The sequence below is a fragment of the Micromonospora arborensis genome (assembly GCF_003205615.1).
Lineage (GTDB): Bacteria > Actinomycetota > Actinomycetes > Mycobacteriales > Micromonosporaceae > Micromonospora > Micromonospora arborensis.
Genome location: NZ_PYBV01000038.1, coordinates 85,354 through 107,011, shown reverse-complemented (window position 1 = coordinate 107,011; position 21,658 = coordinate 85,354). Strand labels below are relative to the sequence as shown.

Sequence of the window (21,658 nt, the reverse complement as noted above, 5' to 3'; positions counted from 1 at the left end):
GGTTCTTGTGCCAGTCGGCGCAACGGCCCGGACGGCGTAATGAAAGGCTTGGCACATGAGTTCCGCACCTGCACAGCACGACGCACCGATCGACGCACCGATCGACGCCACCCCCGCCGGCACCGACGAGGTGAGCGCCTTCACCGAGCTCGGGCTCCGCGCCGAGTTGCTCGGCGCCCTGTCCGCCCTCGGTTACGAGGAGCCGACCCCCATCCAGCGGGAGGCGATTCCGCCGCTCCTGGAGGGTCGGGACCTGCTGGGCCAGGCGGCCACCGGCACCGGCAAGACGGCGGCGTTCGCGCTGCCGCTGCTGAACCTCATGACGGCGCACCGCCGGGGCGGCGACCCGGTGGCGCTGGTGCTGGTGCCGACGCGGGAGCTGGCGGTGCAGGTCTCCGAGGCGTTCCACCGCTACGGCAAGGACCTGGGCGCGCGGGTGCTGCCGATCTACGGTGGGCAGCCGATCGGGCGGCAGCTGCGGGCACTCGACAGCGGCGTGGACGTGGTGGTGGCCACCCCGGGTCGGGCGCTGGACCACATCGCCCGGGGCACGTTGCGCCTCGGTGGGCTGGCCACGGTGGTGCTCGACGAGGCCGACGAGATGCTCGACATGGGCTTCGCCGAGGACATCGAGGCGATCCTGGAGCACGCCCCCGCGCAGCGGCAGACGGTGCTCTTCTCGGCCACCATGCCGTCCCGGATCGACGGGATGGCCCGCCAGCACCTGCGGGAGCCGGTCCGCATCGAGATCGGCCGGGAGCAGCCGGTCGCCGGTGAGGCGCCCCGGGTGCGGCAGAGCGCGTACATCGTGACCCGGGCGCACAAGCCGGCCGCGCTGGGTCGGGTGCTGGACGTGGAGTCGCCCACCGCGGCGATCGTGTTCTGCCGCAGCCGGGAAGAGGTCGACCGGCTGACCGAGACGATGAACGGGCGGGGCTACCGCTCCGAGGCGCTGCACGGCGGCATGAGCCAGGAGCAGCGGGACCGGGTCATGGGCCGACTGCGGGCGGGCACCGCCGACCTGCTGGTCGCCACCGACGTGGCGGCGCGTGGGCTGGACGTGGAGCAGCTCACCCACGTCGTCAACTACGACGTGCCGTCCGCTCCCGAGTCGTACGTGCACCGGATCGGCCGGGTGGGTCGGGCCGGGCGTGAGGGCGTGGCGATCACCCTCGCCGAGCCGCGCGAGCACCGGATGCTCAAGACCATCGAACGGGTGACCGGCCAACGGATCACCATCGACAAGATCCCCACCGTGGCCGACATGCGGACCCGCCGGCTGGAGCTGACCCAGGCGGCGCTGCGGGAGAGCCTGCTGGAGGACGACCTCGACCCGTACCGGGTGATCGTGGAGACGCTGACCGACGAGTTCGACCTGATGGAGGTCGCCCTCGCCGCCGTGAAGCTGGCCCACGAGGTGACGTCGCCGGGCTCCGACGACGAGGAGGAGATCCCGCAGGTGCCGGTGCGCGGGCCCCGCGAGGGTCGACCGGAGACCGGCGGCCGGGGTGGCGATCGGCGGGGCGGGGGCCGACCGCGCTCGGGCGGCGGCAACACCGTCCAGGTCTTCGTCGGCCTGGGCCGGCGCGCGGGGGTGCGCCCGCAGGACCTGGTCGGCGCGATCACCGGGGAGACCGGCATTCGCGGCCGGGACATCGGCTCGATCGAGATCGCCGACCGGTTCTCGCTGGTCGAGGTGCCGCAGGGGGTGGCCGACGAGGTGATCTCCGGGTTGCGCCAGAGCACGATCAAGGGCCGCAAGGCCACCGTGCGCCGCGACCGCGGGGGCGACGAGCGCTGAGCACGCCGCCGGCGACCGTCGGGGTACGACGGTCGCCGGCAGGTCAGCTCAGAAGGAGTACGGGCCGAAGCGGCCCCACGCCACCACGGCGGCGAGGACGAGCAGCACCGTGCAGAAGATCGCGCCCTGGATCTCCGACCGACGCTCGCTCTCGGTGTCCCGCTTCTTCAGGTCGCGCAGGTGCACCAGGATGGCACCGATCATGACGATGACCAGCCCGACCGCGGCGAGGGGGGTGAGCACGGTGGCGATGCCGGTGAGCGGGGGCAGTACCAGCCCGATGGCGGCCAGCACCTCGACGAGACCGAGCGCCTTCACCTGCGACGGCGGGACCGGATCCACCCATCGCATCTTGTCGCGCAGCTTGTCCTTGGGCTGGGTCAGCTTGGCCAGTCCTGCGCCGGCGAAGGCGGCAGCGAGCAGGATCTGGATGATCCAGAGCACCAGGTTCACGGGGATTCCTCCAGGGGGCCGCCTCGCGGCGGAGAGGTAGTTGAGAGTTCAAGCGAGACAGTAGACCTCTGTCCGCGTACCCGAAGGACCCCCGCCGTCCGAAGACGACGGGGGTCCTGGTGGTGGGAGCGTCAGACCGTGAAGAGCGCCGGACCGTCCAGCGCCTGGACATCGGCCGGGCGCAGCGCCAGGGCGAGCACGTCGGCCACGTCGGCCAGGGTGTGCACGGTCAGCGCCTCGCGCACCTCGGTCGGCAGGTCGTCCAGGTCGGGCTCGTTACGCGCCGGGATGATGACCTCGGTGAGGCCGGCCCGGTGCGCGGCGAGCAGCTTCTGCTTCACTCCCCCGATCGGTAGCACCCGACCGGAGAGGGTCACCTCGCCGGTCATCCCGAACTCGGGGCGGACCGGTCGGCCGGTGACCAGCGACGCCAGGGCCGTCACCATGGTGATGCCGGCGCTCGGGCCGTCCTTGGGCACCGCGCCCGCCGGGAAGTGGACGTGGATCCGGCGTCCCGCCAGGGCGTTCGGGTCGATGCCGAACCGCCGCCCGTTGGAGCGCAGGTAGGAGAGCGCGATCTGCGCCGACTCCTTCATCACGTCGCCGAGCTGGCCGGTCAGGGTCAGCCCCGGCTCGCCCTCCATGCTCGTCGCCTCGATGAAGAGCACGTCCCCGCCGGCGCCGGTGACGGCCAGGCCGGTGGCCACGCCGGGAACGGCGGTGCGCTCGGCCGATTCCGGTGTGAACTTCGGCCGCCCCAGGTAACCGGTGAGGTTGTCGGTGTCGACGCGTACCGGGGTCGGGTCGGTCGCCAGCGTCACCGCCACCTTGCGCAGGATCTTGGCCAGGGCGCGCTCGAGCTGCCGGACACCGGCCTCCCGGGTGTACTCCCCCGCGATCAGCGCGAGAGCCTCGTCGGCGACGCCGACCTCGTCGGCGGTCAGCCCGGCCCGGTCCCGCTGCCGGGGCAGCAGGTGGTCGCGGGCGATGGCGACCTTCTCGTCCTCGGTGTAGCCGTCCAGGGTGACCAGCTCCATCCGGTCCAGCAGCGGGCCGGGGATGGACTCCACCACGTTGGCGGTGGCCAGGAACAGCACGTCGGACAGGTCGAGGTCGACCTCCAGGTAGTGATCCCGGAAGGTGTGGTTCTGGGCCGGGTCGAGCACCTCCAGCAGGGCGGCGGCCGGGTCGCCGGCGTAACCGGCGGAGACCTTGTCCACCTCGTCGAGGAGCACGACCGGGTTCATCGAGCCGGCCTCGCGCAGCGCGCGGACGATCCGGCCGGGCAGCGCGCCCACGTAGGTGCGCCGGTGACCGCGGATCTCCGCCTCGTCGCGGACACCGCCGAGCGAGACCCGGACGAAGTTGCGCCCGAGCGCCCGTGCCACGGACTCGCCGAGGCTGGTCTTACCCACTCCGGGAGGACCGGCGAGGGCGAGGACCGCGCCGGAGCCGCGACCGCCGACCACGCCGAGGTTGCGCTCGGCCCGCCGGTTGCGCACGGCCAGGTACTCCAGGATGCGGTCCTTCACGTCGGCCAGACCGGCGTGGTCGGCGTCGAGCACCGCCCGGGCCTCGGCCAGGTCGGTGTTGTCCTGGGTACGCGTGCCCCACGGCATTTCCAGCACGGTGTCCAGCCAGGTGCGGATCCAGCCCGCCTCCGGGGAGGCGTCACTGGCCCGCTCCAGCTTGCCGACCTCGCGCATGGCCGCCTCGCGGACCTTCTCCGGCAGCTCGGCCGCCTCGACGCGGGACCGGTAGTCGGCCGAGCCGTCCGGCTCGTCCTCGCCCAGTTCCTTGCGGATCGCGGCGAGCTGCTGGCGCAGCAGGAACTCCCGCTGCGACTTCTCCAGCCCCTCGCGGACGTCACTGTTGATCTGCTCGGTGACCTCCTGCTCGGCCAGGTAGTCCTTCACCCAGCCGACCAGCAGCTCCAACCGGGCGGTGACGTCCGGCGCGGCGAGCAGTTCGGTCTTCTGGTCCAGGGTCAGCCAGGGCGCGTAGCCGGCCGAGTCGGCCAGCTCGGACAGGTCGGTCATCCGCTCGACCGCGTCGATGACCTGCCAGGCGCCCCGCTGCTGGAGCACGGAGGTCACCAGGGCGCGGTACTCGCGGGCGAGTTCGCGCGCACGGCCGGCGGGTGCGGGTTCGTCGAGTTCGGTCGCCTCGACCCAGAGTGCGGCACCGGGGCCGGGCACGCCGGAGCCGATCCGGGCCCGGGACAGGCCACGGATGACGGCGGCGGGCTCACCCTCGGGCAGCCGGCCGACCTTCTCGATGGTGGCGACGACGCCGACCGGGCCGTACTCGCCGTCGATACGCGGCACGGCCAGCAGCTTGCGGTCGCCGGTCGCCCGCGCCGCGTCGATCGCGGCCTGGGTGGTCGGGTCGAGGGTCACCGGGATGACCATGCCGGGCAGCAGCACGGCGTCGGTCAGGGGAAGTACCGGAAGAGTTGCCATCGAACACCTGCTATCGCGTTGAGTTGAGCGTGTCTGACTCAAGTAACAAAGCGTTCCCCTTGTTCCGATCTGTGACCCAGGACACTCAACCGGCCGGCGCGTGCGCGCGAACCGGAGAAGCCACTCCCCCGACCTGGACGGCGCGGAACCTCGGTCGCTGTGGGCGATCACCACCGGCCGCACAACCGTCGACATCGCCGAAGAACGGCACGTCTCGGAACGGACGGTGAAACGGATGACCGCCGCGTTGCTGCGCCGACTGCGGGTGTCCAACCGGGCGGAGGCGGCCGCCGTCGCCGGTCACACCGGCCTCCTCGGCGATTGAAGCCCTCTTCATCGCACCGATTCGCGGTTTTGCTCGGTAACGGAATCGCGACGCGCCGAATGAATGGGAGGCATATTGTTGCGGATTACCGGGGTGATAGGTCAGACTTTGGTCACATCCCGCCGCACACAGGGAGTAATCGGCAATGGTGAGAAAAGTAATCACGGTCCTGACCGACGACCTCGACGGCGGCAAGGCCGACCGGACGGTCGAGTTCAGTCTCGATGGCGTGGCCTACACGATCGACGTCTCGGATGAAAATGCCGGCGTCCTGCGCAAGACGCTGGACCCGTACATCAATGCGGGCCGGCGGATCGGGCGCGGCCCGGTGGACAGCGTCCGTTCAGTCCGGCGGCCGGGGCGACCCACCGGCGCGGGAATGGATCGGGAGCAGAACCGGGCCATCCGGGAATGGGCCGTCAAGAACGGCTACAAGATTTCCGAACGGGGCCGGATCCCGGTTGAGGTCGTCGAGGCGTACAAGGCACGCTGACACAGGAGTTGACGACGGGGTCTCGCCGGAAACGGCGGGACCCCGTCGGATCGTCCCGGCACCGAAACGACGCGGCGGCCGGGCACCCCGGGGTTGCCCCCCCGGGGGCCGGGCGCCCGTTGGGGGGGGGGGGTCGGTGACGGCGATACGCCCCGGGTCGGAGGGGGGGGGGGTCGGGAGAGCAAACGGCTTGACACCAGTCACGCCCAAATCTCGGATGGCCGCTTCTTTCTTGAAAAAAAAAAAANNGCCGGTCCCCCAGGGTTCGCACCCCGGGTGACCGGCCGCCGTTCGTGCGGCTGGATCAGTTGACGTCGATACGCACCGAGTCGAAGGCGGGGGTCTGGTTGGCCCGCTCCATCATCGGCAGGCGGTGCGAGCCGTCACCGGCCCAGACCGAGCACTGCGCGGTACCCGACTCCGGCAGGCCCGGAATCTGAATCGTCACCTCGTCGGGCTGGGCGCCACCACGACCGTCCTCGGTCGCGACGAAGAACGCGGGCACCTCCTGCGGCTCCGGCGGGGTGGTCAGGCTGTCCAACATCCGGCAAGCGGTGTGGAAGTGACCCCGGACCAGGCCCTGGGCGTTGAGCAGCGAACTCTCCACGTAGTAGCCACCCTGACCGGCGGCCAGGAAGCGGTCCCGGACCAGGTTGCGGGTGCTGACCCGCAGTGTGAACGCCTGGTTGCGCCCGACCTGGTCGGGGAACTGGGTGATCAGCAGAGACGGGTTGTTGGCGGCGGCGCCGACCTCACCGAACTCGGTGCTCACACAGCGGTTGCCGATCTGGAAACCGTCGTGCGGCTGGAGCCGGCTCTCGTCGCAGTCGTTGGCCAGCACGCCGAGCCCGGCGCCGGGAGCGTTGCCACCACCGTTGTTGCCGCCGCCGTTGTTGCCACCACCGGGGGTGGTGGTGGGCGTGCTGCCGCCACCGTTGTTGCCGCCCGTGTTGCCGGTGGGCTGCACCTGACAGTCGGCGAGCTGCGCGAGACCCTGCGGCCGAGGTCCGACCCGGTCGATCGCGGTCGTGATCCGGTCCAGCACCGCGCGCCGCTTGCCGGCCAGCGGCTGGAGGATCGCGCTACGGATGAACGCCTCCCCCTTGTTGCCCTCGGCCGCCAGCCGGCGGTCCGCCTCGGCGATCTGGGACTGCAACTGGGCGAGACCCCGGTCCACCTCGGCCCGCGCCCGGGCCGGCACCTGCGGCAGCTTGGCCGTCACATCGGGGCAGGCAATGGCCGTGCCGGTGCCCACCGTGCCGTCCTTGCCGTCCTCGCACTCGGGGACCGACTGCTGTCCGTCACCCCAGTGATTACGCACCCACCGACCGTTCTGCCAGGTTCGGCTGGTCGAAGCGCCAGTCGGCGCGGTCGAGCCCGGGCTCGGCTCCACGCATTGCCCAGCAGCCGGACGGGGCTTATTTGTCCGCCGGTCCTGGGCCGACGAAATCTGGGTCACGGCGACGACTCCGCCGAAGACCACGAGCGTGCCGACAACGGCCAGCAGACGCTTGCTCCGCGCGTTGCCGGATGACCGGCGCGCCCGTGTGGACCTGCGCATCGAATTGCTCTCCTTCTCGATCCGGTAGTGGATTCCTGCCCTCGGCGGACCGACGGATGTGAGATGGCACGCCACGGCGGCGACCACCGTGACCTACCCGGTAATGCGTCGATGGCCGACGATGCCCTTTCCGCACCGTCTCCCGCGTCAGGTCGACGCGGATGGGGAGATCCTCTTCATTCGCGCAGGAGTACGGGACGGCGACCGGGAAGGTTCAACCGGCGCACAGGAAATTGCCGCGACCCGACACGGCACCGGGGCGGAGCAGGATTCAGCAGGTAAAACGTGCGACCGTCAGTCGGCGCAGAGGTGGTCGAAGGCGAACCCGCCGACCAGTTCGTCGCGCCGCCGACTCAACGCGACGATCTGCGCGGTCAACTCGGTGCGCGGCAGCAGATCGGTGAGCGCGTCCGCACGCAGCCGCTCGCCCGCGGCGACCGTGGCGAGATCCTCGGCCAGTCGGGCCGGGTCGATACCGCAGGAAAAGCGGTGCTCGGTCACCGAGACCCGCTCGACGAGGCACGCGTCGGGGCGGACCTGCACCCAACTCCACCCCTGCGCCGGCCCGTCCGCCCAGCGCACGTGCAGGCCTCGCACGATCGGGTCGGCCACCCGCCCGGCCACGTACGCCTCGACCGCCGCCGCGCGGGTCAGCGCGCCGAGGTCGTTGACCGCCCCGGTGCGGCCGTCCGGCAGCCGACCGAGGATGTCCCGGAAGCCCACCGGTGCCGGGTCGTCCCCAGCGGCGGCCACCCCGGTACCGCCCGCCGCGTAGGCGCGAGCGTCGAGCACGTACTCCACGAGGCGTCGGCCGTGCTCGGCCGCCCGCAACGTCGACGATCCGATCCGCAGCACCGGCAGCCCGACGGCCGCGCTCACCGCGTCCTTGAGGCGCTCGACGCGCTGTTCCGCCGAGCCGGCGGCCGCGACCGGGCCGATCTCCACGGCGACGATCGGCCGGCCGGTGTCGGCGGCGCAGACCACGAAGTCGAAGCTGGCGCGGCTGGCGGAACTCCACTGGCTGCCGGTGACGCCGGGCGGGCGACCCTGCACCAGGTCACTGAGCCGGCGGGCCGGATAGATCCGGTGGCCGGCGCGGCTGAGCATCGTGTCGCGTCCACCGTCGGCGGGCACCGCCCGCAGGTAGCCACGCTCGTCGCTGCCGATGCTCGTCATCTGCCTGATCCATCCGCCGGTCGGTCGAGCCGCGCCGAGTCTAGGTGGTCGATCATGGTCCATCGAGTTCGGGTGTGACTGGGATCACAGTCCCCCGACGTTCCAGGGCCGGCCCCCGGGTGTATCCAGCGACCGCCGGTAACGGGCCGGCCGGAGGTGACCATGTCGCGACCGCAGTTCGGCTTCCTCGCCGGGTTTCTCGCCGTGGCGGTCTGGGCGCTCGCCGGCGCCGGCGTGGCCGCCCTCGCCGTGCTCGCCGGCCTGCTCGGCTGGCTGGTGGTCCGGGTTCTCGACGGCGACCTCGCGGTGACCGGACTCGGCGACCGCCACGCCGACCCGCGGCGGCGCCGATGACCACCCGCCCGTCCACGGGGACGAGCCCCAGCACCAACCTGGCCACCGGACCGGAACGAAGCCCGACCGACGCCACCGGGCCGGCACGCCACTCGGACGACGCCACCGGACCGGCACGGGAGCCGACCGACGCCACCGGGCCGGGCCGCCGCCCGGACAACGCCACCGGGCCGGCACGGGAGCCGACCGACGCGGCGGACATTGCGCGGATCGCGGTCCAGGCGGCCGGCCTGGTGCCGGGCGTGTCCGTCGTCCGTCCGGCGGCGGTCCGCCTGGACGACCGGTCCGTCGGACTCGACCTGCACCTGATCACCTGGTACGGGCACAGCGTGCCCACCATCGCCGAGACGGTCCGGGCGGTGGTCGCCGACCGGGTGGCCGCGACCACCGGGCTCCGCGTGGCGGTGGTGACGGTCACCGTGGACGACCTGCTCGTCCCCGGCGTCGACGTCTCCGCAGCCCCCGCGACCGTCCCGCCGGAGGACGGCTGAGATGCGCAGCGTCAACCGGGTCGCCTCGCTGCTGCTGGCCGCCGCACTGCTCGTCGGCGGGTCGTTGTCGGCCGTCCAGGCACTGCTGCTCGCCCTGGACCAACCGACGCCGCTCGACACCACCGGGTGGTTCGCCGCGCTGAGCAGCACCCGGTGGCGTGAACCGACGGTCCGGGCCGCAGCCGGCGCGGCCGTACTGCTGGGCCTGGCCATCCTGATCGCCCAACTGCGCCCGTGGACGCCGGTGCGGTTGCGCACCGACGAACGCGACGGCTGGTACCTGCACCGGCGCTGTGTGGAACGGCGGCTGGCCGACGCCGTTAGCGCCGTTCCGGGCGTACGCCGCGCCCGGGTCCGGGTCCGACGACGCGGCGGCCAGTGGCGGCCCCGGGTGCGCGCCACCGGCGACCCGGCGGCCCGGGCGGAGATCGAGTACGCGGTGCACCAGGAGTTGCACCGGCTCACCGCGCCACGCCCCGGCCGGATCGACGTCCGGTTGCAGCCTCGGCGGCGGCCGGCATGACCAACGCCGGGCACCGCCTGCTGTGGACCATCATCGCGCTGCTGCTGGTGGCGGGCGGCGCGGCGGCGCTGGCGGCCGGCTTCGGCACTCTGCGCGGCGCCGATCCTCAGGCGATGCTGCTCAGCCCCGGCCTGCTGGACCGGTGGCGGACGGCCGCGCCGTGGAGCACCCTGGCCGCGGCGGTCGCCGGGGTGCTCATCGCCCTGGTCGGGCAGCGCCTGCTGGCCCGGGAGCTGCAGCGACCCGCCGGCAGCCTGCGCGGAACCCTGAGCCACCCTGGGCGCCGACCGGGCCGGACCCGGCTGGCCGCCGACGTCCTCGCCGACGCGCTGGTGCGGGACCTGACCGGCAACCCCGGTGTACGACGGGCCCGCGTGGTGCTCACCGGCGATCCGCCGCGCCCCGACGTGTGGATCCGGGTGGACCTGACGGCCGATGCGCCGGCCGCGGGCGTACGCGAGCATGTCCGCGCGGCGGTCCGCCGATTCGCGGCGACGACCGACTGCCAGCCGGCACACCTCGACGTGACCGCCCGCATCGAGCCCGGCCAACCCTGAGCCGGGCCGCGCCGACCCGACCGGCATGATCGGTGCCGGGACGGGTGGCGGACGGAGGTACGCGGGTGCGGGTGGTGTCGCTGGTGCCGTCGCTGACCGAGGCGGTGGCGATGACCCTGCCGCAGGTGCTGGTCGGTGCCACGGACTGGTGCAGCCACCCGGTCGGGCTGGACGTCGCGCGGGTCGGCGGCAGCAAGTACCCCGACCTGGACCGGGTCCGCGCGCTGCGGCCGGACCTGGTGCTGCTGAACGTGGAGGAGAACCGTCGGGCCGACGCGGATGCGCTGCGGGCGGCCGGCGTGCCGGTTCGGGTCACCTATCCACGTACCGTCCCAGGCGCGTTGACCGAGTTGGGCGAGCTGCTGGCCGAGCTGGGCGCGTCTGCGGAGCCGGATTGGTTGCGGGCCGCCCGACTGGCGTGGGCCGAGCCGCCCCGCCTGACGCCGCCCCGCCGGGCGGTCGTGCCGGTCTGGCGGCGGCCCTGGGTGGTGCTCGGCGGTGACACGTTCGCCGGTGACGTGCTGCGCCGGCTCGGCGTGGTCAACGCCTACGACGAGGACTCCGACCGCTATCCCCGCCCGAGCATCGCCGAGCTGCGCGAGCGGGAGCCGGAGCTGGTGGTGCTGCCCGACGAGCCGTACAAATTCACCGCCGACGACGGGCCGGAGGCCTTCCCCGGCGTACCGTGCGCTCTGCTCTCCGGTCGGCACCTCACCTGGTACGGCCCCTCGCTGGCCGAGGCGCCCGCGGTGCTGGCCGACCAACTGTCCCGGCCGGTCCTGGTCAGCTGACCACGGAGTGTCGGCGGACCGCCCGGCGGCTCAGCCGTGGGCCCCGGGGCGACGCGCGCGCACGACGCTCGCCCCAATGGAGACGGCCAGGGTCAGCACCACCACCGCGAGGGTCAACCAGACCGGCAGCTTGCCCACCGGCGTCTCGGCGAGGATCAGCTTCAGCCCCGCGAAGGCCAGCAGGAACGCCAGCCCGTAACGCAGGTAGCCGAAGTGTCGCAGCAGGCCGGCGAGGCAGAAGTAGAGGCTGCGCAACCCCAGGACGGCGAACGCGGTGGCCGACCAGACCAGGAAGGTGTTGGTGGTGATGGCGAGGATCGCCGCCACCGAGTCGATGGCGAAGACCACGTCGGTGGCCTCGATGGCGACGAGCGCCACCAGCAGCAGCGTCGCCACGCGCCGGTCGGCCACCCGGGCGGTGAACCGGTCGCGGTGGTACCGGGCGTCGGTGGGCACCAGCCGGCGGAACAGCCGGACCACGACGTTGCGTTCGGGGTCGACGTCCGGCTTCCCGCGTACGGCCAGCCGCCAACCGGTCCAGATCAGGAAGGCGCCCAGCACGAACCCGGCCCAGGCGAGCCGGTCCAGCAGCTCGGCGCCGGCGAAGATGAACAGCAGGCGGAAGACGAGCGCCCCGACGACGCCCCAGAACAGCACCTTGTGCTGATAGCCCGGCGGCACCTGAAAGTAGCCGAAGAGCAGGGCGAAGACGAACACGTTGTCCACCGAAAGCGCCTTCTCCAGCAGGTAGCCGGAGAAGTACGCGATGGCCGGGTCACCGCCGAGGCCCCACCACACGACCAACCCGAACAGCAGGCCCGCGCCGATCCAGACGGCGCTCCACAGCAGCGCCTCACGTAGCTCGATGACGTGGTTGTCCCGGTGCAGGAGCACATCCACGGTGAGCATCACCGCGATCACCGCGCCGACCGCCGCCCAGGCCCACAGCGGGACCGCGACCGTCGCCTCAGCCACCGACGCCCTCCGCATCGACCACGGTGCACCGCACCGCCCGCTACCCCGCCGGCCGGCCCTTCCCAAGCCTAAGGCGAACGCCAACCCGCCGTCCCGCGCCCAACGAGCACCTCACCCGCCCGTGCAGCCCCCACCCCACCCCACCCCGCCCCGCCGCCCCGCCGCCCCGCGCCGTGCCCCGCCGTGCCCCGCCGTGCCCCGCCGTGCCGTGCCCCGCCGTGCCGTGCCCCGCCATGCCGTGCCCCGCCGTGCCGTGCCCCGCCGTGCCGTGCCCCGCCGTGCCCCGCCATGCCCCGTCGATCTTGCACTTGCTGCCGCGACGAAAGGTGCGAACCGCCGCATATCAGCAACAGAAAGTGCAAGATCGACAGGGCTGGGGAAGGGGGGCGGGTGGGGCGGGGCGGGTGGGGGCGGGGCGGGGGCGGGTGGGGGCGGGGCGGAGGGCGGGGCGGGGGCGGGTGGGGGGCGGGTCTGCCGCACATTGGTGAGGGGTGATCCGGCAGGATCGACGGTGACCGGACACATCACCCAACACGGCAGGAGACCCCGCATGAACCAGGCAGCAGGCGCCCGATCGGGCAAGCCCGAGGTGGGTCCGATCGAGGGTGCACCGCCGGCCGACCTCGTGGTCGAGGACATCACCGTGGGAGAGGGCCCGCAGGCGCAGCCGGGCCAACTGGCCAGCGTGCACTACGTCGGCGTGTCGCACTCCACCGGCGCCGAGTTCGACTCGTCCTGGAACCGAGGCGAGGCGTTCGAGTTCCCACTCGGCGGCGGCCAGGTCATCGCCGGTTGGGACCAGGGTGTCGTCGGCATGCGGGTCGGCGGCCGGCGCCGCCTCACCATCCCGCCGCACCTGGGGTACGGCGACCGTGGCGCGGCCGGCGTCATCAAGCCGGGCGAGACGCTGGTCTTCGTCGTCGACCTGCTCGGCGTGCGCTGACCGATTCTCGGGGGGTCGTCGGCCCACGCCGGCGACCCCGCTGCGGGCTCGGCTCAGGCTGGCGAGCTCGGGGCGGGCTCGGCTCAGGCCGGCGACCTCAAGGGGCGGGCTCGGCCCACGCCGGCGACCTCGGGGCGGGCTCGGCCCACGCCGGCGACCTCGGGGCGGGCTCGGCCCACGCCGGCGACCTCGGGGCGGGCTCGGCCCACGCCGGCGACCTCAGGGCGGGCTCGGCCCACGCCGGCGACCTCAGGGCGGGCTCGGGCCCGGTCAGGCGGCCAACTGCAGGTGTGCGGTCGCGGCCACCGGGCGACGCGCGGCCTCGACCACCCGGGCCGGCTCCAGAATCGACATCACCCGGTGCAGGCCGGTGGCACGCAGCACCCGCGCGACCACCGGGCTCGGGTCGACCAGGACGAGCTCGCCACCGCGGGCCCGGACGCGCAGATGCGCGGCGAGCAGAGCGCGGACACCGGCGGCGGAGAGCAGCCGCAGCTCGGACAACTCCAGCTGGAGCACCGGGCGGGCCGGCGCGGACCACAACGCGGACCGGAACGCGGCCACGGTGGCGATGTCGACCTCGCCGGCCACCCGCATGCAGACCACCTGGTCACCCACGCTGACCTGCACGTCGAGCCGATCGCTGTGCTCTCCCATGCCCAGAAATCTAGCCGCCACCCCTGACAGTTTCGCCCCTCGGCCCAGTGATTCCGGGTACGCCCAGGGTCATACCCCGAGGCGCCCCTCATCCCCCTCGGGGTGGAGGTTCCGGCGGTGACCCCGGACGCTTGCCCAGGCGGGTGATCCACTCCAGGTCGCCGACATTGGGGCAGCCAGGTCGGCGGGACACCCCCACCTCACCGACGCGGTGTTGAGCACGCCGTCGGCGCGCCGCCGGAGCGACGATTCGGCGACGGCCGGCACCGGCGGTGGAGAATAGGCCGATGCTGATCCCTCGGCCGCGACCGCCCCGGCTGATCCGCCCCGTCCGCGAGGCGGCGACAGTTCCGCCCGCGCTGGCCGGGGCGTGGGCTCCCGACGACTGCCGGCTCGACCACGCCGAGTTGCTGCCCCTCCCCGACGGCGCCGTCGGGCCGGAGGACGTGCTGGTCGACGGCGCCGGCCGGGTCATCAGCGGCGACGAGGACGGGCGGCTCTGGTGGTGGCCGGTCGACGCGCCGGCCGGCACCCGACCCCAGCTGCTGGGCGAGACCGGGGGCCGGCCGCTCGGCATCGAGTTGGATCCGTCCGGTGAGGCTCTCATCGTGTGCGACGCGTACCGCGGGTTGCTGCGGGTCACGCCCGACGGGGCGGTACGCGAGCTGACCGGGACGGCGCCCCCGGTGCACCTGGCCAACAACGCGACGGTGGGCCGCGACGGCACCATCTACTTCACCGACAGCTCCGACCGGTTTCCGGTCTCGCACTGGAAGCGGGACCTGCTGGAGCACCGGCCCAACGGTCGGGTCCTGGCCCACCATCCGGGCAGCGGTCGCACCGAGGTGGTGGCCGACGGGCTCTACTTCCCCAACGGGATCGCGCTGACCCCGGACGAGTCGGCGCTGCTGCTGGTGGAGACCAGCACCCACCGCCTGCTGCGCGTCGAGCTGAGCGGAGGTGTCCGGGTTCTCGCCGACCTGCCCGCGTACCCGGACAATCTCGCCGCGGTGGGCGACGGGACGTACTGGATCGCGCTGCCCAGCCCACGGGTGCCGATCGCCGAGCGGCTGCTGCCACACCCGCGACTGCGCCAGGTCGCCGCGTTGCTACCGGACGCGTTGCAGCCGCAGCCACGCCGGTACGGGCTGGTCGCGTTGGTCGACGGCACGGGCGCGGTCCGCCGTACGCTGCACGGCCCGGCCGGGCACTACTGGATGATCACCGGGGTACGCCAGCACGGCGATCACCTCTGGCTGGGCAGCCTGATCGGGCCCGGAGTGGCCCGCGTACCCCTGAACTGAACGCCCGGTGCCACGGGCGGTGGCAGCCGGGAGCCGGCCCGCCGCGGTGGCGGGCCGGCTCCGAAGGACAGACTCAGCGGCCGCTGACCGAGGGCGCCGGGGCGGGTGAGCCGCCGGCCACCGCGCCCGGGTGCGCCGGGCCGACCGGCGCGGGTTTGAGCCCGGGCGGCACCGGCAGGGCGCTGCCCCGGGCGAACTCGTCCCAGCTCACGTTCCACGCGGTCCAGCCGTTGCCCGGCTGCAACTCGACCTCGGTCCCCTTGACGGTGATCAGGTCACCGACCTGCGTCACCCCCATCAACCAGTTGGCGGCGGCGGCGGAGACGTTCGCGCAGCCGTGCGAGACGTTGGTGCTGCCCTGGTCTCCCTCCGACCAGGGGGCGGAATGGATGAACTCGCCGCCCCAGGTGTAGCGCTGGGCGTCGTCGACGTCGACGACGTAGCCACCGTTCGGCTCGCCCCGGGTGTCGAAGGTGACCCGCTCGTGCTTCTCCATGATCACCATCTTGCCGCTGGAACTCGGCGTGCTCGGCTTGCCCAGGCTGACCGGGATCCGGCGGATCTGCTTGCCGTCGCGCAGCACCGTCATCTGCTTGGTGGCGTTGTCGATCTCCAGCGAGAGCTGACGTCCGATCTTGGAGGTCGCGGTCCGCTCGGCGTCACCGATCCGATCCTTACCGATCGGCAGACCCTCCAGGCCGGCCCGGACGCTGATCGTGGTCCCCGGCTTCCAGAAATCGGGTGCCCGGTAATAGACCTGACTTCCGTCCGCAAGCCACGACCAGGTGCCCGGCTGCGGAGGATTCGTCTTCACGAACAACCGCCGCTGCACATCCGCTCTGGCCTCTTTCGGAATTGCCGGGTCGAACGCGACGGTTACCGGCATTGCCGTGCCGTACGTCCGATTGCCGACGAAATACAGGGTGCTGGTGATCTGCGGTTTGGTGGATTTCGCCATCGTGGTGAACGTGGTGGTGCGAGTGGTGGTGACGCCCGAGTCACCGGTCGCGGTCACCTCGGCGGTGTACGTCCGACGCGGTTGCAGCGGCGCGCTCGGCACCCAACCCGAGCCGTCCTCGCGCGGCTCGGCGTTGACCTGCTTGCCCTTGTCGTCGGTGAGGCGTACGCCGGTAACCCGTCCACCCTTGACTACGGTGCCCACCTCAGCGCTGACCGGGACGTCCCGGGCCTTGTCTCCCGGCGTCACGGCGAGCTCCGGGCCGGCGACGTGTTTCTTGGCCGAACCAGTCGCCGGTTCCCGGTCGACGGTGCACCCACCCAGGGCGAGTGGTGCGGCTGCGATGGTTACCGCCAACAGCGTCAATCGCCGCCTAGACGTCATGTTCAGTCCCCCCGTTTTCGACTTCCCTCTGCCACATCCTCGCCTCTTCGACAGAGGCGTCCACGGCATTCGGAAATAATCGGCGGCGCATTTACCGACGCAATTTGCCGCAATGCTCCACTTGGCGGAACAGGGGTTCAATTGGCCCCTCTCACGTCCTCTGCTCCACTTCGGCGGGCACGACACCGGCTGTCCGGATATCCGGTGCCCGTGGAGGCCGGCGGCGCGAAGCCGAGCGGGAGGCAGGGGTAGGAGACCGCAGCGGTGGCGCACGCCGAGGGCGGACTTTTGTCGGCTGGAGCGAAACTTCTGCCGTACGCGAGGAAGCTTTGCCTTCGTCCGGGGGCAAGGGTAAGGTCACGATCCAGATAGAGGGTTGCCCATTCGTCGATCAGCTGCCGCCGCCCCTGCCGGGTCGCCGCGTTCCGCTCCCGATGGGGCCGGGCCGCACCCGCACGCCGTCCCTCACCGTCCAGCCGAAGCCCGTCCGTCTCCGGCTGGCTCGGCGTGCCCGGGCGGCGGCCGCCAGGTCGACTGCCGTCGACGGCGTACCTGCCGTCAGGAAGGGACCACCACCATGGATCAACAGATCAACCGACCGGAGCCGGCACTGGCGTCCGAGCCGGTCAGCCGGCGTGGAGTGCTACGCGCCGCGACCGTCTCCGCCGCCGCCGTCGGCGCCGCCGGCCTGCTCGCCAGCCCGGCCACCGCCGCGCCCGTCGGGCAGTCCCAGGGTCGGCGCCGGGTGCCGGTCGACCGGATCAGCATCCAGCTCTACACGCTGCGCGACCAGCTCACCGCCGACCTGCCCGGCACGCTGGACGCGCTGCGCCGGATCGGCTACCGGCGAGTGGAGCACGCCGGTTTCGTCGGACGCACCGCCGCACAGTTCCGGGCCGCGCTCGACGAGGCCGGCCTGCGCTCCACCTCCGGGCACACCGCCATTCCGCAACCCTTCGACGACGCCACCTGGGAGCGCGCCCTCGCCGACGCGAACATCCTGGGCAGCAAGAAGATCGTCCACCCGTACTTCGGCCGGGACGCCAACGGCCAGGCGATCCGGGACCCCGCCGTCTACCGCGCCCTGGCCCGGGACCTGAACCGCGCCGGTCGGCTCGCCGAACGCGCGGGGCTCGACTTCGGTTACCACAACCACCAGCTCGAGTTCGTGCCGCTGACCGGCGGCTCGACCGGGTTCGACATCCTCACCTCGCAGACCGACCCCCGGCTCGTCCACTTCGAGCTCGACCTCTACTGGACCTGGCGCGGCGCGCACGACCCGATCGACGTGATCCGGGCCAACCGCGGCCGGATCCGCCAGGTGCACGTCAAGGACCTCGACGTCGAGGGTGGTTTCGCCGATCTCGGGGACGGCGTCATCGACTTCGGCCGGATCTTCGCCTACGAGCGGGAGGCCGGCATCGAGGAGTACATCGTGGAGCGCGACGACGCCGGCACCTCGCCACGCTCCCCCGCCGACGCCCTGGACACCGCCCGGGTCGGCTTCGACTTTCTCGCTTCACTCCGGTACTGAAACACCTCGGGGGACAATTTTGATGAACAGGACCGCATTCGTGTCCGCCCTGCTGCTGGTGACGGCCGGTCTGGCCGTACCACCGTCGGCAGCGGCCGCAGCTCCGGCCGCGCCGCCGGACAGCAGCTTCCAGAAAGTGACACTGAACGACTTCCCGGGCGAGCCGATGAGCCTCGCCGTCCTGCCCGACCTGCGGGTGCTGCACACCTCCCGCACCGGCGAGGTCCGTATCCACGACCCGCGCACCGGGCTGAACACCCTCGCCGCCGACATCCCGGTGTACGAGCACGACGAGGAAGGGCTGCAGGGGGTCGCCATCGACCCGAACTTCGCCCAGAACAAGTGGGTCTACCTCTACTACTCGCCGCCCATGGACACGCCGGTGGACGACCCGGCGACCCCCGGCGTCAACGAGGGGGACGCGCCGGAGACCGGCACCGAGGCCGACTGGCAGCCGTTCAAGGGCGCGCTGCGGCTGTCCCGGTTCAAGCTGGACGGGATGAAGCTCAACCTCGCCAGCGAGCAGCAGATCATCGACGTGCCGACCGACCGGGGCATCTGCTGCCACGTCGGCGGCCAGATCGACTTCGACAGCTTGGGCAACCTGTACCTGTCGACCGGTGACGACACCAACCCGTTCGCCTCCGACGGCTACATCCCGATCGACGAGCGGGCCGACCGCCACCCGGCGTTCGACGCCCAGCGCTCGGCGGCCAACACCAACGACCTGCGCGGCAAGCTGCTGCGCATCAAGGTGAAGGCCGGCGGCGGTTACACGGTGCCGGCCGGCAACCTGTTCAAGCCGGGCACGGCGCAGACCCGCCCGGAGATCTACGCGATGGGGCTGCGCAACGCGTTCCGGTTCTCCGTCGACCGGCGCACCGACAACGTGTACGTGGGCGACTACTCCCCGGACGCCTCCAACCCGAACCCGGAGCGCGGCCCGGCCGGGCACGGCCGGTGGATGCTCGTCGACAAGCCGGCGAACTACGGCTGGCCGTACTGCGTGACGCCGACGATCGCCTACCGCGACTACGACTTCGCCACCGGCGAGTCGGGGCCGAAGTTCAACTGCAAGCGCCCGGTCAACGACTCACCGCACAACACCGGCAAGCGCGTGCTGCCACCGGTCGAGCAGCCGCAGGTCTGGTACGCGGCCGCCCCTTCGGCCGAGTTCCCGCAGCTGGGCACCGGCGGCATCGCTCCGATGGGCGGCCCGGCGTACGACTACGACGGGACCAGCACGTCGCGTACCCGCTGGCCGGCGTACTACGACGGGGTGCCGCTGTTCTACGAGTGGACCCGGGACTACATCAAGGAGTTCCGCCTCGACTCCGACGGCGACGTGACGGACATCCGTCCGGTGGCGCCATCGCTGGTGGTGGACAACCCGATGGACATGGAGTTCGGCCCGGACGGCGCGCTCTACGTACTGGAGTACGGTGACGGCTACTTCGCCGAGAACCCGGACGCCCAGCTGTCCCGGATCGACTTCGTCCGGGGCAACCGGACGCCGATCCCGAAGATCAGCGGCACGCCGACCGTCGGGTCGGCCCCGCTGACCGTCGCGTTCTCCAGCGCCGGCACCACCGACCCGGACGGTGACAAGCTCAGCTACGCGTGGGACTTCAACGCGGACGGTTCGGTGGACAGCACCAATCCGAACGCGACCTGGACGTTCCCGGAGAACGGCTCGTACACGCCGACGCTGAAGGTGACCGACCGCACCGGACGGTCCGCCTCGGCATCCCTGCCGCTGGTGGTCGGGCCGACCGCGCCGGTGGTCGAGTTCGTCACCCCGGAGGCCGGGCAGCCCTTCCAGTTCGGGCAAACCGTCGCGTACGAGGTGAAGGTCACCGACGACCTGCCGGTGGACTGCTCCAAGGTGAAGGTCACCTACGTGCTCGGGCACGACGAGCACGGGCACCCGCTCTCCACCTCGACGGGTTGCTCCGGGACCATTCCCACCTTCCTCGACAGTGGGCACAGCGGTGCGGACAACCTGACCGCCGTGTTCGTCGCGGAGTACACCGACGCGGGCACACCCGCGCAGTCGGGCTCGGCCGAGGTCGTGCTGGACCCGACCCCGGTGGCCGGCCTGGCCGGCTGACCACCGCACGATGACAGCGGCGGCGGCCGGATCACTCCGGTCGTCGCCGCTCGTCGTCGCGCCCGCCCGTCGCGGGGTGCCGGCCGCCGCTCAGCTCCAGTCGCTGTCGACGTGGTTGTCCCGCCAGCGTCCACCCACCGGCGGGGTGTCCAGCCGCATCCCGTCGTCGGCGTTGCCGGCGAGGTCGTTGTCCTCGACCCGGCAGCCCACGCAACTGCCCCGCTCGGTGATCCACAGCCCGTGCGTCTGGCTCTGGTCGTCGTTGCTGTCCCAGATCCGGTTGCCGCGGATGGTGGCCGAGTCGAACGGCGCATCGATGGTGATCCCGGCCCGCCGCTGCGGCGCGGCAGCCAGTTCGTATTCGCAACCCGGTGGTGGCACGTCCCCGCTCCAGGCGCTGATCCCGTCCGGGCGGACCGGGGCGAGGGTGAGTTCGTCGCCGGTGTTCGAGGCCACCATGGCAACGGTTCGTCCGACCCGCAGAACCTTGCCCCGGTGCCCGTCGTGCGGCCAGTTGGCCGACCGGTCCACCAGGCACCGCTCGCCGTAGTGGACGGCAGCACCGGCACCGCCGGCGCCCTCGGCGTACTGTCGCCCGTTGTTGCGGATCCGGTTGTTGAGCAGCACCGCGTCGGCCATCTGGTGGTCGATCCGGACCGCGTCGAGCCCGTTGCCCCAGAACTCGTTGCTCTCGATCACGACCTCGCGGATCGAGCCCTGGTAGCCGCGCCCCAGGTCGAGCGCGTGATAGCCGTGCCGGCCGTTGCCGCTGATCCGGTTGCCCCGGACGGTGTACGGGCCGGGGCTGTTGCCGATCCTGACGCCGTCGCGCATGTTGCCGTCGATGACGCAGTCGGTGAGCAGCCCTCCCCGGCCGGCCACGGACGAGGTGCCCTGCGCCGACACGTCGAAGCCGGTCTCCAGGTTGCTTGTCATCGTGCAGGCGGAGACGATCAGCCCGTCGGCGCCCCAGTCGGAGATGCCGAACCGGTTGCCCTGGCTGTGGCACCCGACGATGCGGTAGCCGCGCGGCTGTTCCCAGTAGTCCTTCTGCAGCTCCAGGAAGATCCCGTTGGTGCCGTTGGCCAACGCGGTGCAGTTGGCGATGGTCAGCCGCTCCTCGGAGCCCCAGCCGCCGATGCCGACCCCGATGCCGGCTCCGCCCAGTTGCTCGCCGTTGTCCAGTCGGCCGCAGCCGACCACCACCACCCCGTCGATGAGCGAGTCCTGGAGGAAGTCACAGCCCAGCCCGGTGGCCGCGGTGTGGTGGATGTAGAGGTTGCGGAACACGCCCCGCACCACGTATTGGAGGCCGAGCCCCTTGGCCAGGTAGTTGTACTCGGCCATCGCCACACCGGAGCCGTCGATCTGGAAGTCGGAGAAGGTGCAGTCGGCGATGTGCCGGTCCCGGTCGGCACCGTGCTGCACCGTCGTCCAGAAGGCCAACGGGGTCGGGTCGGCCCGGTTGCCCTCGTTGCTGAGCATGAACCGGGTCGCCGCCGGCCCGGCCCCGACCAGTGACACGCCGCTGCGCCAGACCGTGCCGGCGTCGCGGATCGAGTAGATGCCCGGTGGGCAGTAGATGACCCGGGCCCGTCCGTCTGCGGCGTAGCCGCCGCCGAGCCGGTCCACGAGGGCGGCGAGCGCCGGCTGGTCGTTGGTCGCGCCGTCGCCGGTCAGCCCGTACTCCAGGGCGTCGCAGTACAGCGGTGCGCCGGCCGAGGCGGGCCGTCGTACCCGGACCGAGTTGAGCAGCATGTCGTACGCCACCGGCCGGCTCCCTTCGACGCGTTCGGCGGGGCCGAC

At 72.2% G+C, this 21,658-nt stretch carries 20 protein-coding genes; 12 read left to right on the top strand and 8 right to left on the bottom strand.

Annotated features, from left to right (window positions below):
• The first annotated feature begins 55 nt into the window (after nt 1-55).
• Entirely contained in the window at nt 56-1,801 is a 1,746-nt protein-coding gene (locus C7C45_RS26930; RefSeq protein WP_110566612.1) for a DEAD/DEAH box helicase, read from the top strand.
• Nucleotides 1,802-1,849: 48 nt separating this feature from the next.
• On the opposite strand, the gene C7C45_RS26925 is transcribed toward C7C45_RS26930, so the two are convergent.
• Both C7C45_RS26925 and lon read right to left on the bottom strand, forming a co-directional pair.
• Nucleotides 1,850-2,254, bottom strand: a complete 405-nt coding sequence (locus tag C7C45_RS26925; RefSeq protein WP_110566610.1) for a DoxX family protein — start codon at nt 2,252-2,254, stop codon at nt 1,850-1,852.
• Between the two features lie 131 nt (nt 2,255-2,385).
• A complete protein-coding gene (lon, locus tag C7C45_RS26920; RefSeq protein ID WP_110566608.1) occupies nt 2,386-4,716 on the bottom strand; it encodes an endopeptidase La in 2,331 nt (776 codons plus the stop codon).
• A 100-nt stretch (nt 4,717-4,816) separates the two neighbouring features.
• Here lon and C7C45_RS26915 point away from each other — a divergent pair, with 100 nt between their 5' ends.
• Both C7C45_RS26915 and C7C45_RS26910 read left to right on the top strand, forming a co-directional pair.
• Nucleotides 4,817-5,041 (top strand): LuxR C-terminal-related transcriptional regulator, encoded by a 225-nt coding sequence (locus tag C7C45_RS26915; RefSeq protein WP_244200590.1) that lies wholly within the window; start codon nt 4,817-4,819, stop codon nt 5,039-5,041.
• A 145-nt stretch (nt 5,042-5,186) separates the two neighbouring features.
• Nucleotides 5,187-5,534, top strand: a complete 348-nt coding sequence (locus C7C45_RS26910; protein ID WP_110566604.1) for a histone-like nucleoid-structuring protein Lsr2 — start codon at nt 5,187-5,189, stop codon at nt 5,532-5,534.
• A gap of 304 nt (nt 5,535-5,838) precedes the next feature.
• Here C7C45_RS26910 and C7C45_RS26905 read toward each other — a convergent pair whose 3' ends face one another.
• On the bottom strand, nt 5,839-7,095 hold the full coding sequence (locus C7C45_RS26905; RefSeq protein WP_110566643.1) for a hypothetical protein: 1,257 nt from the start codon (nt 7,093-7,095) through the stop codon (nt 5,839-5,841).
• 294 nt (nt 7,096-7,389) lie between these two features.
• Complete coding sequence (locus C7C45_RS26900; protein WP_110566603.1) at nt 7,390-8,271, bottom strand: DUF2726 domain-containing protein; 882 nt, start codon at nt 8,269-8,271, stop codon at nt 7,390-7,392.
• A 162-nt stretch (nt 8,272-8,433) separates the two neighbouring features.
• On the opposite strand from C7C45_RS26900, the gene C7C45_RS26895 reads away from it, so the two are divergent.
• From C7C45_RS26895 to C7C45_RS26875, 5 genes are all read left to right on the top strand, one after another.
• Nucleotides 8,434-8,625 carry a hypothetical protein gene (locus C7C45_RS26895; protein ID WP_110566601.1) on the top strand — a complete coding sequence of 64 codons (192 nt, stop codon included), beginning with the start codon at nt 8,434-8,436 and terminating at the stop codon, nt 8,623-8,625.
• A complete protein-coding gene (locus C7C45_RS26890) occupies nt 8,622-9,116 on the top strand; it encodes an Asp23/Gls24 family envelope stress response protein (protein ID WP_110566600.1) in 495 nt (164 codons plus the stop codon). The genes C7C45_RS26895 and C7C45_RS26890 overlap by 4 nt, the downstream gene beginning before the upstream one ends.
• A gap of 1 nt (nt 9,117) precedes the next feature.
• On the top strand, nt 9,118-9,639 hold the full coding sequence (locus C7C45_RS26885; RefSeq protein ID WP_110566598.1) for a DUF6286 domain-containing protein: 522 nt from the start codon (nt 9,118-9,120) through the stop codon (nt 9,637-9,639).
• Nucleotides 9,636-10,196 (top strand): hypothetical protein, encoded by a 561-nt coding sequence (locus C7C45_RS26880; RefSeq protein WP_110566596.1) that lies wholly within the window; start codon nt 9,636-9,638, stop codon nt 10,194-10,196. The genes C7C45_RS26885 and C7C45_RS26880 overlap by 4 nt, the downstream gene beginning before the upstream one ends.
• 65 nt (nt 10,197-10,261) lie before the next feature.
• Complete coding sequence (locus tag C7C45_RS26875; RefSeq protein ID WP_110566641.1) at nt 10,262-10,987, top strand: helical backbone metal receptor; 726 nt, start codon at nt 10,262-10,264, stop codon at nt 10,985-10,987.
• A gap of 30 nt (nt 10,988-11,017) precedes the next feature.
• On the opposite strand, the gene C7C45_RS26870 is transcribed toward C7C45_RS26875, so the two are convergent.
• Nucleotides 11,018-11,977: a TerC family protein gene (locus C7C45_RS26870; RefSeq protein ID WP_110566594.1), complete on the bottom strand. Its 960-nt coding sequence runs from the start codon at nt 11,975-11,977 to the stop codon at nt 11,018-11,020.
• 535 nt (nt 11,978-12,512) lie between these two features.
• Between C7C45_RS26870 and C7C45_RS26860 the strand changes: the two genes are divergently transcribed.
• Nucleotides 12,513-12,905, top strand: coding sequence for an FKBP-type peptidyl-prolyl cis-trans isomerase (locus C7C45_RS26860; protein ID WP_110566592.1), 393 nt, complete (start codon nt 12,513-12,515; stop codon nt 12,903-12,905).
• Between the two features lie 270 nt (nt 12,906-13,175).
• Here C7C45_RS26860 and C7C45_RS26855 read toward each other — a convergent pair whose 3' ends face one another.
• Nucleotides 13,176-13,562, bottom strand: coding sequence for an STAS domain-containing protein (locus C7C45_RS26855; protein WP_110566590.1), 387 nt, complete (start codon nt 13,560-13,562; stop codon nt 13,176-13,178).
• A gap of 287 nt (nt 13,563-13,849) precedes the next feature.
• Here C7C45_RS26855 and C7C45_RS26850 point away from each other — a divergent pair, with 287 nt between their 5' ends.
• Nucleotides 13,850-14,866, top strand: coding sequence for an SMP-30/gluconolactonase/LRE family protein (locus C7C45_RS26850; RefSeq protein WP_110566588.1), 1,017 nt, complete (start codon nt 13,850-13,852; stop codon nt 14,864-14,866).
• A 73-nt stretch (nt 14,867-14,939) separates the two neighbouring features.
• On the opposite strand, the gene C7C45_RS26845 is transcribed toward C7C45_RS26850, so the two are convergent.
• A complete protein-coding gene (locus C7C45_RS26845; RefSeq protein ID WP_110566586.1) occupies nt 14,940-16,208 on the bottom strand; it encodes a L,D-transpeptidase in 1,269 nt (422 codons plus the stop codon).
• A 577-nt stretch (nt 16,209-16,785) separates the two neighbouring features.
• On the opposite strand from C7C45_RS26845, the gene C7C45_RS26840 reads away from it, so the two are divergent.
• On the top strand, nt 16,786-17,742 hold the full coding sequence (locus C7C45_RS26840) for a sugar phosphate isomerase/epimerase family protein (RefSeq protein ID WP_110566584.1): 957 nt from the start codon (nt 16,786-16,788) through the stop codon (nt 17,740-17,742).
• 22 nt (nt 17,743-17,764) lie between these two features.
• Nucleotides 17,765-19,852 (top strand): PQQ-dependent sugar dehydrogenase, encoded by a 2,088-nt coding sequence (locus C7C45_RS26835; RefSeq protein ID WP_110566582.1) that lies wholly within the window; start codon nt 17,765-17,767, stop codon nt 19,850-19,852.
• 90 nt (nt 19,853-19,942) lie between these two features.
• Here C7C45_RS26835 and C7C45_RS26830 read toward each other — a convergent pair whose 3' ends face one another.
• A complete protein-coding gene (locus tag C7C45_RS26830; RefSeq protein WP_110566639.1) occupies nt 19,943-21,610 on the bottom strand; it encodes a right-handed parallel beta-helix repeat-containing protein in 1,668 nt (555 codons plus the stop codon).
• Nucleotides 21,611-21,658: the final 48 nt, after the last annotated feature.

What these genes read in the sequence shown, in the direction of transcription:
- C7C45_RS26930 (WP_110566612.1), top strand. Translation starts at nt 56, where the DNA reads ATGAGTTCCGCACCTGCACAGCACGACGCACCGATCGACGCACCGATC.
- lon (WP_110566608.1), bottom strand. Translation starts at nt 4,716, where the DNA reads ATGGCAACTCTTCCGGTACTTCCCCTGACCGACGCCGTGCTGCTGCCC.
- C7C45_RS26910 (WP_110566604.1), top strand. Translation starts at nt 5,187, where the DNA reads ATGGTGAGAAAAGTAATCACGGTCCTGACCGACGACCTCGACGGCGGC.
- C7C45_RS26905 (WP_110566643.1), bottom strand. Translation starts at nt 7,095, where the DNA reads ATGCGCAGGTCCACACGGGCGCGCCGGTCATCCGGCAACGCGCGGAGC.
- C7C45_RS26900 (WP_110566603.1), bottom strand. Translation starts at nt 8,271, where the DNA reads ATGACGAGCATCGGCAGCGACGAGCGTGGCTACCTGCGGGCGGTGCCC.
- C7C45_RS26895 (WP_110566601.1), top strand. Translation starts at nt 8,434, where the DNA reads ATGTCGCGACCGCAGTTCGGCTTCCTCGCCGGGTTTCTCGCCGTGGCG.
- C7C45_RS26890 (WP_110566600.1), top strand. Translation starts at nt 8,622, where the DNA reads ATGACCACCCGCCCGTCCACGGGGACGAGCCCCAGCACCAACCTGGCC.
- C7C45_RS26885 (WP_110566598.1), top strand. Translation starts at nt 9,118, where the DNA reads ATGCGCAGCGTCAACCGGGTCGCCTCGCTGCTGCTGGCCGCCGCACTG.
- C7C45_RS26880 (WP_110566596.1), top strand. Translation starts at nt 9,636, where the DNA reads ATGACCAACGCCGGGCACCGCCTGCTGTGGACCATCATCGCGCTGCTG.
- C7C45_RS26870 (WP_110566594.1), bottom strand. Translation starts at nt 11,977, where the DNA reads ATGCGGAGGGCGTCGGTGGCTGAGGCGACGGTCGCGGTCCCGCTGTGG.
- C7C45_RS26860 (WP_110566592.1), top strand. Translation starts at nt 12,513, where the DNA reads ATGAACCAGGCAGCAGGCGCCCGATCGGGCAAGCCCGAGGTGGGTCCG.
- C7C45_RS26855 (WP_110566590.1), bottom strand. Translation starts at nt 13,562, where the DNA reads ATGGGAGAGCACAGCGATCGGCTCGACGTGCAGGTCAGCGTGGGTGAC.
- C7C45_RS26850 (WP_110566588.1), top strand. Translation starts at nt 13,850, where the DNA reads ATGCTGATCCCTCGGCCGCGACCGCCCCGGCTGATCCGCCCCGTCCGC.
- C7C45_RS26845 (WP_110566586.1), bottom strand. Translation starts at nt 16,208, where the DNA reads ATGACGTCTAGGCGGCGATTGACGCTGTTGGCGGTAACCATCGCAGCC.
- C7C45_RS26840 (WP_110566584.1), top strand. Translation starts at nt 16,786, where the DNA reads ATGGATCAACAGATCAACCGACCGGAGCCGGCACTGGCGTCCGAGCCG.
- C7C45_RS26835 (WP_110566582.1), top strand. Translation starts at nt 17,765, where the DNA reads ATGAACAGGACCGCATTCGTGTCCGCCCTGCTGCTGGTGACGGCCGGT.
- C7C45_RS26830 (WP_110566639.1), bottom strand. Translation starts at nt 21,610, where the DNA reads ATGCTGCTCAACTCGGTCCGGGTACGACGGCCCGCCTCGGCCGGCGCA.